Annotated in this window: 9 protein-coding genes; 3 read left to right on the forward strand and 6 right to left on the reverse strand. The window is 73.5% G+C overall.

Annotated features, from left to right (window positions below; genetic code table 11):
* Window positions 1–25: 25 nt before the first annotated feature.
* The gene (locus ACLIRP_RS03210; protein WP_412062518.1) at window positions 26–532 is read right to left on the reverse strand and encodes a hypothetical protein; all 507 of its coding nucleotides are present in this window, start codon (window positions 530–532) and stop codon (window positions 26–28) included.
* A 146-nt stretch (window positions 533–678) separates the two neighbouring features.
* Here ACLIRP_RS03210 and ACLIRP_RS03215 point away from each other — a divergent pair, with 146 nt between their 5' ends.
* The gene (locus ACLIRP_RS03215) at window positions 679–1,731 is read left to right on the forward strand and encodes an endonuclease/exonuclease/phosphatase family protein (protein WP_412062519.1); all 1,053 of its coding nucleotides are present in this window, start codon (window positions 679–681) and stop codon (window positions 1,729–1,731) included.
* Window positions 1,732–1,903: 172 nt separating this feature from the next.
* On the opposite strand, the gene cysS is transcribed toward ACLIRP_RS03215, so the two are convergent.
* Together cysS and ACLIRP_RS03225 are read right to left on the reverse strand one after the other, a co-directional pair.
* Window positions 1,904–3,457 carry a cysteine--tRNA ligase gene (gene cysS, locus ACLIRP_RS03220; RefSeq protein WP_412062520.1) on the reverse strand — a complete coding sequence of 518 codons (1,554 nt, stop codon included), beginning with the start codon at window positions 3,455–3,457 and terminating at the stop codon, window positions 1,904–1,906.
* Window positions 3,458–3,582: 125 nt separating this feature from the next.
* Window positions 3,583–4,230 carry a hypothetical protein gene (locus ACLIRP_RS03225; protein ID WP_412062521.1) on the reverse strand — a complete coding sequence of 216 codons (648 nt, stop codon included), beginning with the start codon at window positions 4,228–4,230 and terminating at the stop codon, window positions 3,583–3,585.
* A 145-nt stretch (window positions 4,231–4,375) separates the two neighbouring features.
* On the opposite strand from ACLIRP_RS03225, the gene ACLIRP_RS03230 reads away from it, so the two are divergent.
* A complete protein-coding gene (locus tag ACLIRP_RS03230) occupies window positions 4,376–5,383 on the forward strand; it encodes a DNA topoisomerase IB (protein ID WP_412062522.1) in 1,008 nt (335 codons plus the stop codon).
* Window positions 5,384–5,410: 27 nt separating this feature from the next.
* Here the strand turns inward: ACLIRP_RS03230 and dxs are convergent, their stop codons facing one another.
* Together dxs and ACLIRP_RS03240 are read right to left on the reverse strand one after the other, a co-directional pair.
* A complete protein-coding gene (gene dxs, locus ACLIRP_RS03235; RefSeq protein WP_412062523.1) occupies window positions 5,411–7,372 on the reverse strand; it encodes a 1-deoxy-D-xylulose-5-phosphate synthase in 1,962 nt (653 codons plus the stop codon).
* Window positions 7,373–7,466: 94 nt separating this feature from the next.
* Window positions 7,467–8,579 carry a sialate O-acetylesterase gene (locus tag ACLIRP_RS03240; RefSeq protein WP_412062524.1) on the reverse strand — a complete coding sequence of 371 codons (1,113 nt, stop codon included), beginning with the start codon at window positions 8,577–8,579 and terminating at the stop codon, window positions 7,467–7,469.
* 90 nt (window positions 8,580–8,669) lie between these two features.
* Between ACLIRP_RS03240 and ACLIRP_RS03245 the strand changes: the two genes are divergently transcribed.
* Window positions 8,670–9,176 (forward strand): low molecular weight protein-tyrosine-phosphatase, encoded by a 507-nt coding sequence (locus ACLIRP_RS03245; protein ID WP_412062525.1) that lies wholly within the window; start codon window positions 8,670–8,672, stop codon window positions 9,174–9,176.
* Here ACLIRP_RS03245 and ACLIRP_RS03250 read toward each other — a convergent pair.
* Window positions 9,152–11,128 (reverse strand): 7TM diverse intracellular signaling domain-containing protein, encoded by a 1,977-nt coding sequence (locus tag ACLIRP_RS03250; RefSeq protein WP_412062526.1) that lies wholly within the window; start codon window positions 11,126–11,128, stop codon window positions 9,152–9,154. The genes ACLIRP_RS03245 and ACLIRP_RS03250 overlap by 25 nt on opposite strands.
* Window positions 11,129–11,263: the final 135 nt, after the last annotated feature.

The raw sequence follows: 11,263 nt of genomic DNA on the forward strand, positions 1-11,263 counted from the left end.
CGCCGTCACGCGGCGCGGCGACGGTCTACGATTCGCTGAGGTCGCGGTGCCCGAAGTAGTACAGGCAGTACTCCAGCTTCATCGCCTTCATGGCGCCGAACCCGGGGAGCGCCTGGGCCCGCTTCTCGACGGCCCTGGCGTCGCCGTCCGCCCAGATCCGCCCCGCGTCGCCGCCGTAGTCGTCGGCGACGCGGCGGGCGACGGCCTGCGTGGTGTCCACCATCTTGTTGGTGAACCGGTGGACGGCCGGGGTCTGGACGAAGACCTCGGCGAACGCCTCGCGGTCCATGTCGGCGATCCGGGCCATGTCGAGGTGGCCGAGCCGCTGGTGGAGCTTGTGGGGGCCGGCGAAGGCGGTCTCGGCGAGCACCCGCTGGTCGTACAGGAGGCCGAGCAGGACCGCGTTCGGCTCGTCGCGGAGAAACTGGTCGATCTCGGGGTCCTTGGTCGCCGTGCCCTCGGCCTGCAAGCGGTCCAGCATGCGGACGAGGCCGCCCTCGAGGGCGGAGTAGTCGGAGGCGTCGAGGGGCATGGGCGGCGATCGGCGGGGGGGGAGGCCTGCTGTCCACGCGCATCGGGCGACCGGCGATCCCGGCGCGACGCCGGAGCTAGTACGAGACGCTCAGGCGCACGCGGGCCGGGCGACCGATCTTGCGCGTCCCACATGCCCTCCCCCCAATGCGCCGACTTCCGCTCCTCCTCCTCGCCCTGTCCCTCACCGTCGCCGGCTGCGACTCCGACGACCCCGCCGGCGCGACCGCCGACGTGCGCGTGATGACGCAGAACCTGTACCTCGGGGCCGACCTGTTCCTGGTGGCCGGCGAGCCGAACCCGAACCTCGTCCCGGTCCGCGTGGCCGAGCTCTACGGGACCGTCCTCCAGTCCGACCCCGCGTCGCGGATGGCGGCGATCGCCGCCGAGATCGTCCGCGTCGGGCCCGACCTGGTCGGCCTGCAGGAGGTCTCGACGTATTACATCCAGAGCCCCGGCGACAACCTGCCGGGCCAGGCGGCAACCTCGGCGACCGAGGTCACGATCGACTTTCTCGACCTCCTGATGGCGTCGCTCGCGGCCCAGGGCGGCGACTACCGGGTCGTTTCGGTCTCCAACAACGCCGACGTCGAGCTGCCGGGCACGACCGACGGCGCGACGTTCTTCGACGTCCGCTACCAGGACGCCGACGTGATCCTGGCCAAGGCCGGCGTCTCGACGAGCAACCCGACCGAGCAGTCGTTCCGGACCCTGCTGACCCAGCCCGTCGGCGGCGTCGACCAGACGTTCGTGCGCGGCTACCAGACGGTCGACGCGACGGTCGACGGGCTCGCGTTCACGTTTATCAACACGCACCTCGAGGTGGGCGGCCCGGCCGAGCCGCTCCAGGTGCTCCAGGCGGGCGAGTTCCTCCCGGTCTTCAGCAGCACGACGGGCCCGATCGTGTTCGTGGGCGACATCAACTCGGACGGGAACGCGAACGGGACAAGCTACCAGACGCTGACCGGCCCGCTGACGGATGCCGTCCCGGCCGGCGCCGCGCCGACGTGCTGCCAGGACGACGAGCTCCGCAACGAGGTCTCGGCGCTCCGGACGCGCATCGACGTGGTGTTCTACCGCGGCTTCGACAGCGTCGTAGAGGCCGAGGTCGTGCTCGACGAGCCGTCCGACCGCGTCGGCGGGATCTGGCCGAGCGACCACGCCGGCGTCTGGGCCGAGCTCCGCGCCGTGGTCCTGTAGCGCGGGCCGCTGGTCTCCACCTCCGCTCACGCAACGTGTCGTTCTGAGCGAGCGGAGCGAGTCGAAGGGTCTCCGTCAAGCACACCGCCGTGCCCGACGGAGACCCTTCGACTGCGTTCGCCAGGGCTCGCTCCGCTCCGGATGCCACCGATGTCGAGTGTGTGCCGGCGGGCTAGATCCGCCGCCACTCGGGCCCGCTCGGCGTGTCGACCACCTCGACGCCGAGCGCGGCCAGCTCGTCGCGGATGGCGTCGGCGCGGGCCCAGTCCTTGGCGGCCCGCGCCTCGGTCCGCTGGACGACGAGGGGCTCGACCTGGGCCGCGAGCGCGTCGTCCGGGCTGGCGTCGTCCGCCGGCGCGGCGTCCATGCCGACGATCCCGAGGAGGGCGTCGATGCGGCCGAGGTACGCGAGGGCGGCGCGGCCCGACGCTGCCGAGAGGGGAGAGTGCGCGCCTTCGTTCCGGATCGTCTTCGCGCCTCGGAGGGCCGCCGCGATGGCCTCCGGCGTGTTGAGGTCGTCCGCCATCGCCCGGAGCGCATCTGCGTAATCCGCATTGAGCTTTGGCATGAGGGTGTCCGCTCCCGGCCGGTCAGACACGTCGGCCGCCCGCGCAGCGGCGAGGGCATCCGAGAAACGGGCGCGGTTTTTGGCGGCGTCCTCCAGCCCCTTCTGCGTGAGGTTGAACGGGCGCGCGTAGTGGCCCGAGATCAGCGCGAGGCGGAGCGCGAGCGGGTCGAGCGGGGCGCCCCAGTCGGCCCGCCCGCCCGTGTCCGGCTCGGCGAGGAAGTCGCGGACGGTCAGGAAGTTGCCCTTCGACTTCGACATCTTCTCGCCCTCGACCTGGAGGAATCGGGTGTGCATCCAGTAGCGCGAGAACGGCTGGCCGGTGAGCGCCTCGGCCTGGGCGATCTCGCACTCGTGGTGGGGAAAGCGCAGGTCCTCGCCGCCGCCGTGCAGGTCGATGGTCTCGCCGAGGTACTTCTGGGCCATCACCGAGCACTCGAGGTGCCAGCCGGGGAAGCCCCAGCCGTCGGTGCCGCCCTGCGTGAACGGCGAGTGCCACTGCATCAAGTGGCCCGCGTCCTTTTTCCACAGCGCGAAGTCGCGCGGGTCGCGCTTGCCGTCGTCGCGGACGACCTCGCGCGAGCCGTCCACGAGCGCGTCCGCGTCGGTGTTGCCGGACAGCTTGCCGTAGTCGGGGAAGCTCGGGACGTGGAAGTAGACGCCGTCGTCGGTCTCGTACGCGTGGCCCGAGGCGATCAGCGCCTCGACGGCCAGGATCTGCTCGCGGACGTGCTCGGTCGCCCGGGGGCGAATGTCGGGCTCGCGCAGGGCGAGGGCGTCCCAGTCGCGCTGGAGGGCGGCCGTGTAGTGGCGCGCGAGGTCCCAGACGGTCTCGAAGGCCTCGCCCTCCTTCGACGCCAGCGCCCGCGCCATCTTGTCCTCGCCGGCGCCGTCGGCCACGTCGTCCTCGGTGAGGTGGCCGACGTCGGTGACGTTCGAGACGTAGCGGACGGCCCAGCCGAGCGCGTCGGCCGTTCGGACGAGCAGGTCGGCGGTCAGGAACGTGCGGAAGTTGCCGACATGAGCGTAGCTGTAGACCGTCGGGCCGCAGCTGTAGAACCGCAGGAGGGGGCGGCCGTCGGGCGCGTGCGCGGCCGGCTCGATCGTCTCGAGCTGGCGCGACAGCGTGTTCGTCAAGCGGAGGGCGGGCGTCTCGGGCATGGGTCGGGGGGCAGGCCGCAAGCTACCCGGCCGAGGGGGCGGGGTTCGCGCGCGCGCCCTCCCGCGGCGGCCGGTCGCTGCGCTCCCCATCCGGGGAGACCGGGGCTGCCCTCGCCCGAGCCCCGCTACCAGCGCCGCTCCGAGACGGTGAACCCGACGAGCACGCTCGCGCGCGGGCCGTCCTGCCCGAACACGACGGCCACGTTCATCGGGATGCCGACCTCGCCGACTGCCGTCGTGGTGCCGACGGCGATGGCGTACGCGGCGCCGCCGAGCGACAGGTTGGGCCCGACACCGACCTCGAACCCGCCCGGCGCGCGCAAGCCGGCCAGAAACGTCAGGCTCGGCAGAAACACGCCACGGTCGGCGCCGCCCAACAGCACGACCCACTCGGCCAGGCCGGTCAGGCCCTCATCCGTCTGGAACAGGCGGTTCTCGAACTGCCACCCGAACTGCGTCACCACAGGGAAGTCCTGCGAGATCCGCGCGTCGCCGTCGCCGGTGTCGTAGGCGTCGTTGATGCGGTCGACGGTGCCGGGGCTCAGGATGGTCAACCCGGTCCGGGGGCCGCCAACGCGGCGCGGGCCGCGGTCGATGCGGGCCTGGGCGACGGCCGTCCCGGGGCGGACGACGGTCGGCTCGGGCGCCGGGCGGGGCGTCGGCGCCGGGCGCGGCGCCTCCGTCGGCCGCTCGGCGGGCTCGGGCTCCAGCGGGACGCCCTGGGCGAACGCGGGGGCGGAGAGGGCGAGGGCGAGGAGGACCGTACGAAGCATGGCGTCGCGTGGGGGTGTGCCGGCCAACTTGGGCAGATCGGAGCGCCGGCCCGTAGTGCGATCGTACCAGGGCCCGCCTGAGCGGCCGCCCCGGGGGACCACAGGCGCCGGTCGCCGAGTTTCCCCGGCCCTCTTCTCGGATCCGATGCCCTCCACCCCGCCCGGCCTGCGCTACGTCGACGACGCCCGACCGGGCATCACCCGGGTCGGCCGCGGGACCGGCTTCTCGTACCACGGCCCCGACGGCGCGCTCGTCTCCGACGCCACGCGCGAGCGGTGTGAGGCGCTCGTCATCCCGCCCGCCTGGGAGGACGTCTGGATCTGCCCCTCGGCCAACGGCCACCTCCAAGCGACCGGGCGGGACGCCAAGGGCCGCAAGCAGTACCGTTACCACGACGACTGGACCGCTCACCGCAACCGGCTCAAGTTCGACAAGATGGTCGGGTTCGGGGAGGCGCTGCCCGGTATCCGCGCGCGCGTCGAGGCCGACCTGCGCCAGCCGGCGCTGGGCCGCGAGAAGGTGCTGGCGCTGTGCGTCCGGCTGCTCGACGAGACGCTCGTCCGCGTGGGCAACGAGCAGTACGCGTCCGAGAATGGGTCGTACGGGCTCACGACGGTCCGCGACAAGCACGTCTCGTTCGCGGGCTCGGCCGTCACGTTCGCGTTCGTGGGCAAGAGCGGGAAGGCCCACGAGATCACCGTCGACGACGCGCGGCTGGCGCGGCTCGTCAAGGCCTGCCGCGACATCCCGGGCTACGACCTCTTCCAGTTCTACGACGAGGCCGGTGACAAGCAGGACGTCGAGAGCGGCCACGTCAACGGGTACCTCCAGGAGACGACGGGCGAGGCGTTCACGGCCAAGGACTTCCGGACGTGGGGCGGGACGGTCGCCGCGGCCGAGCAGCTGGCGGCGGTCGAGGACGCGAGCGAGCCCGACGCCTGCATCGTGGCGGCCATCCAGGAGACTGCGGGCGTGCTCGGCAACACGCCCGCCGTGTGCCGCCAGTACTACGTCCACCCCGACGTGCTCGACGCCTTCCGGGCAGGCGACCTCCGCGACCGCGTCCGCCGGCGGAACGCGGGCAACACGCCCGACGGCCTGCGCCCGCCCGAGGCCGCCGTCCTCGACCTCCTGCGGGAGCGAGCCGACTGACCCAGGCGCCCGCAGGGGAGGAGCGGGCTAGGCCGCCTCGGCGCCGACGGCGGGGCCGCCGACGCCCGCGCCCACCAGCTCGCGCGCGGCCCGGACGAGCCCGTCGGGACCGATGCCGACCTCGTCGTGGAGCTGGCGCTGCGTCCCGTGCTCGATGTAGTGGTCCGGCAGGCCCAAGCGGACGACGCGCGTGCCGTCGATGACGCCGGCGTCCGAGGCCCACTCGACGACCGCCGAGCCGGCGCCGCCGTCGCGCACGCCGTCCTCGACCGTGACCACGGCCGTGTGCCGCTCGAAGACCTCCGCGAGGAGGGCCGCGTCGAGCGGCTTGACGAACCGCAAGTCGTAGTGGGCCGCCTCGATGCCCTCGGCCGCGAGCCGCTCGCACGCCTCGATGACGTACTGCCCGATGGCCCCGTAGCTCACGAACGCCAGGTCGGCGCCGTCGCGGACGCGCTGGCCCGTCCCGATCTCGATCGGCGCGAAGGCGTCGCGGAGTGGCATCCCGGTCGCCGCGCCACGCGGGTAGCGGATCGCCATCGGCCCGTCGTGCTGGAGCGACGTGTACAGCAGGTCGCGCAGGTCCTGCTCGTGGAGCGGGGCGGCGCAGACGAGCCCCTGGACGGGGCGGAGGTAGGCGATGTCGAGCGCGCCGTGGTGCGTGGGCCCGTCGGCGCCCGCGACGCCCGCGCGGTCGATGCAGAACGTGACGGGCAGCTTCTGGAGCGCCACGTCGTGCACGACGCCGTCGTACGCGCGCTGCAGGAACGTGGAGTAGATGGCCGCGAACGGACGGAGCCCCTGGGTCGCCAGCCCGGCCGCGAAGACCACGGCGTGCATCTCGGCGATCCCCACGTCGAAGGCGCGGTCGGGCATCGCCTCCATCATCTTGCCCAGGCTCGTGCCCGAGGGCATGGCGGCGGTGACCCCGACGACGCGGTCGTCCGCCTCGGCCAGTTCGATGACGGCGTCGCCGAACACGTCCTGCCACTTCGGCGGCTTGGTGCCCGAGGCGGTCGGCTTGGCTAGGCTCTTGCCCGTCACCTTGTCGAACGGGCTCGACTGCGCGTGCCACTTGACCTGGTCGACCTCGGCCGGTGCGAAGCCCTTCCCCTTGACCGTCAGCGCGTGGAGCAGGATCGGGCCGCCGAGCGCGCGGAGCTTTTTGAGGTGCGTCGCCAGCTCGACCACGTCGTGGCCATCGACCGGCCCGATGTAGCGGAAGCCGAAGGCCTCGAACAGCATCCCGGGCGTGAGGACCGCCTTGAGCCCGTTCTCGACGCGGCTCGCGAGCCGCTGGAGGTGGCCGCCGCCCAGCCCCTTCATCTTGTCGAACAGCTCCCAGACCTCGCCCTTGAGCGCGTTCCACGAGCCCGACGACGAGACCTTGGCGAGGTACTCGTGGAGCGCCCCGACGTTCGGGTCGATCGAGATCCGGTTGTCGTTGAGGATGACGAGCAGGTCCGACTTCGACACGCCCGCGTTGTTGAGCCCCTCGAACGCGAGCCCGCCCGTCATCGAGCCGTCGCCGATGACGGCGACGACGCGGTGGGCCGAGCCCAGCAAGCTCTGCGCGACGGCCATCCCGTGCGCCGCCGAGATCGACGTGCTCGCGTGGCCGACGCCGAACGTGTCGTACTCGGACTCGGAGCGCTTGGGGAAGCCCGAGAGCCCGCCGTACTTGCGGTTCGTGGGGAACGCCTCGCGCCGGCCGGTCAGGATCTTGTGTCCGTAGGCCTGGTGGCCGACGTCCCAGACGAGCTGGTCGTCGGGCGTCTCGTACGCCCAGTGCAGGGCGACCGTCAGCTCGACCACGCCCAGGCTGGCGCCAAAGTGGCCGCCGTGGACGGCCACGATGTCGACGATAAAGTCGCGGAGCTCGTCGCAGAGCTGGGGCAGCTGCTCGACCGGGAGCGCGCGGACGTCGGCGGGGCTGGCGATGGTGGCCAGGAGGGGGCCGGGCGTGTGGATCGGGGCGCTCTCGGGCATACGTCGGGTCTCGGGTCGGCCGATGGGTCCGGGGGTAGACCGGCGAGGCCGGGGACCGGTTTCAACGGACAGTGAAAGGCGCCGCGAAGACGGGCTAGCGGGCGATCGTGAAGCGGACGGCCCCGGCCGCGGTGCGGACAGCGTACGTGCCGGGCGCGAGCTCGGGCGTCGCGAGCGCGCCGTCGAGCCGGGCGACGACGCGGCCCCGCGCGTCGACGACGACGCCGGTGACGGGCGCCGAGAACCGGGCGCCGCGCCGCCCGGGGTTGCCGAGCACGCGGAGCGGCGCGGGCGCGGGCCCGTCCTCGTCCGCCGTGTTCACGGGCCGAGGCGGGGCGTCGGCGGCGGCGGCGACCGCCAGCTCCAGCCCAGCGTGGTTGAGCCCGAGCTGGTTCCAGTGCGCATCGTCGGCCATGAGCCCGATCTCGGGGAACGTGTGGGCGTGGTCGCAGACGAGCGAGTACCCGGCCGCTGCCTCGCTGTCGGCCTGAACGGCGCGGACCTGCTCGAACCCGGGCGTGTCGCCGCTCGCGAGGTGGCCGATCTGGACGACGTAGATCGGGACCGGGTAGCCGGCGCGGGCCGCGAGCGTGTCCGCCAGCGCCGTCAGCGTCGCGCGGAAGTCCTGCCGGTAGTCGGCCGTCCGGATCCGGCCGCGGTCGATCTCGTGGGCGTCGGTCTCGCCCTGGATCCAGAACAGCCCGGCCAACCGGAGGGCAGGCATGCCGTCGGGGGCGTTCTCGAGGAAGGCGTCGAGCAGGTCGATGGCGAGCTGGAAGCGGTTGGGGCCGCCGCCGGCACCCGGCCCGAGCTCGCGCGCGCTCCAGTGGCCCCGCCCGCGGTCGGCGGCCGCCACGTTTGAGGTCCCCCCGAAGGCCGTCTGGAGGAAGGCGGTCGGCCGGCCGGTCCGCTCGGCGTACTCGACGGCGAAGGTGGGCAGCGCGGTCCCCCCGACCAGCGTGTTCGGGCGGACGGTCACGAGCTCGACGAACGGGCCGCCCTGGGGCCCGAGCGAGTCGGTCAGGACGCGGACGAGGTACGCCGTGCCGCGCGCCGGGGTCGGCGCCAGGGCCGGGTTGCCGCCGGCGCCGACCGCGTTCGACTGGCCCGCCATCAGGAACAGGTCCAGCGAGTCCGGGAACGCCGGCTGGGCCGCCGGGACGGCCGCCAACGCGAGCGCGAACGCGAGAGGGAAAAGGCGGAGCATGGGGGACCGGGGGCCGCGCCAAGGTATCCGACCGGCCGGACCTCCGCACACCCCGACGGGGTAGTCTCGGCGAATGCCTGCCCCACGCCCGTGCCCTCCGATCGCCCCGTCCGCGTCCTGTTCGTCTGTCTCGGCAACATCTGCCGGAGCCCGCTCGCCGAGGGCCTGTTCCAAGACAAGGTGACCGCCGCCGGCCTGGCCGATCGCGTCGTCGTGGACTCGGCCGGGACCGGCGGCTGGCACGTCGGCGCCCCGCCCGACCGCCGCATGACGGCGACCGCCGCCGCCCATGGCACCGACCTCGCGCGCTTGCAGGCCCGTCAACTCGTCCGCCACGACCTCGACGACTACGACCACGTCTTCGTGATGGACAAGGACAACCTCCACGACACGCTCGCCCTCAACCCCGACGGCGACCACGGCACGCGCGTCCGCCTCTTCCGCGAGTTCGACCCCGAACCCGGCGACTACCAGGTGCCCGACCCGTACTACGGCGGGGCCGACGGCTTCGAGACGGTCTACGCCATCGCCGACCGCACGACGGACGCCATTCTGGACCGGCTCCGCGCGGTCTACGGCTGGGGCACCTCGACCTGAGCCGTGCTGCCGTCGCCGCCCGGCTCGACGGACGCGGCGGGCAGGACGACGGTGATCCGCGTGCCGCGCCCCGGCGCCGAGTCGACGTCGACGCGGCCGTGGTGCAGCGCGACGATCTGCTGGACGATGGACAGGCCCAGCCCCGTCGACGGCTCGCCGGCCGTCGGGGTCGCCGCGAGCCGGGCGAAGGGCTCGAACATGCGCGCCTGGTCCTCGACCGGGACACCGGGGCCGGAGTCGCCCACGCACATCCACACCTCGTCGTCCGTCCCCCGCACGTCGACCTCGACCGTGCCGCCCCGGGGCGTGTACTTGACGGCGTTCGAGACCAGGTTGTCGACGACCTCGGTGAACCGGTCCACGTCGAGCCGGGCGAGGTGGCCGCGCGGGGCGCGGACGGCCAGGGTCTGCCCCTTGGCCCGGGCGCGAGGGGCGAACGGCTGGGTGGCCGCGTCGACGAGGGCGCCCAGGTCGAGGGGCTCGAGGACGACGGGGAGGTGGCCGCCGTCGAGCGCCGCCGTCACCAGGAGGTCGTCGATGAGCCGGAGCAGGCGCCGCGCCTCGCGCCCGATGTGGTGGGCGTGGTCGGTCACCTTGGCGGACCGGGTGGCCGCGGCGACGAGGTCGGCCAGCCCGAGCACGTTCGCCAGCGGCGTCCGGAGGTCGTGGGCGGCGAAGCCCAGCAGGTTCGACCGCAGCTGGACGGCCTCCTCGAGCGTCGCCGCGGCGGCCTCGGCCTGCTGGCGCTGCATCTCGGAGGCCGCGAGCGCCGAGGACGCCTCGGCGCGGAGCGTGCGGAGCCGGGCCACCCGCCACGCGAGGGCGACCGCCAGCAGCAGCGCCTCGAAGGCCAGCCCCGCCTGGACGGCCTCCATCGCCCAGTCCACGGGAGGCGCGCCGAACTGGGGCGCGACAAAGCCGGCGGTGCTCCCCGCCAGCACGGCGAACGACGCCAGCAGCAGCGCCGACGGGGCGTACCCGCTCCGCCACCCCCGCCACATCGCGGCGACGGTCACGGCGATCAGCGCGAGCACCAGCCCGGACATCCACAGCGACCCGGCCCGCCAGCCCAGCGCGGGCGTCACCACGAGCCCCGCGGCGACGGCGGCCGCCAGCGCGAGCAGGGCCCGGTCGAGACGGGGGCCCACGCGCTCCGGCCCGAGGAACGCGCGCACGAACAGCGGGAAGCACGCCAGCCCGACGTGCAGCGCGACCGTCTGCACGACGGGCGACCACCCCAGGTCCGCCGGCCAGAAGGCGTCGAACCCGTAGCGGTAGACGGTCAGGAAGTACAGCCCGATGCCGCCGACGTAGCCGACGTAGTACAGGAAGCTGGCGTCGCGGAGGGCGACGAGCATCGCGAGGTTGAACAGGGCCAGCGCGAGCAGGGCCCCGAAAAACAGCCCGTTCCACAGCGCCAGCGACCGCCCCCGCAAGGTGGCGTCGGCGGCGCGCACGATCCGGATCGGGCGGAGGTGCGGCGTGGCCTCGGACCCGTAGGGGTCGTGCGCGACGCGGACGTGCAGGGTCCGGCGTTCGCCCGCCGCGAGCGTCAGGAGCACGGTCCCCGGGAAGCCCTGGTCGAGGTCGCGCTCGGCGGCCGGCACGTCGATCCCCGCAACGCGGTGCTGGCGCCGGCCGCCGGCGCCCGCCCAGTACACGTCGATGCGCTCCGCCTTCGTCTCGAGGGCCCACGCGCTCGGGGCGTCGGCGGGCGCCTGAAGGGTCAGGCGGAGCCAGACGGCCGGGGCGGCCAGCGCCGGTCGACCCAGCACGGGCGCGACGGGCCGGTAGGCCTCAGACTCCGCCGCGTCGTCCACGCTCAGCGCGCCGGTGGGGTCGACGAGCGCGACGAGGTGGCCCGCCAAGTCGGGCTCCGGCCCCGACAGGGGGAGCACGGGCTGCGCGGCGGCGACCGCACTCAGCAGCAGGAAGGCGACCAGCGTGGGCAACGTCAGGGCAAGGGGCGGATAGATCAAGGGACGGACCGGGGCATCGGCCGATCCTGAGGAGAAGCAAAGATCTAGTCTACCTTTGTACCGAAGCATTTGTCACCTGGCAAGACAGAATAGATGGTCGGGGACAAC

Origin of the sequence: Rubrivirga halophila (assembly GCF_046845755.1) — a bacterium.
GTDB lineage: Bacteria > Bacteroidota > Rhodothermia > Rhodothermales > Rubricoccaceae > Rubrivirga.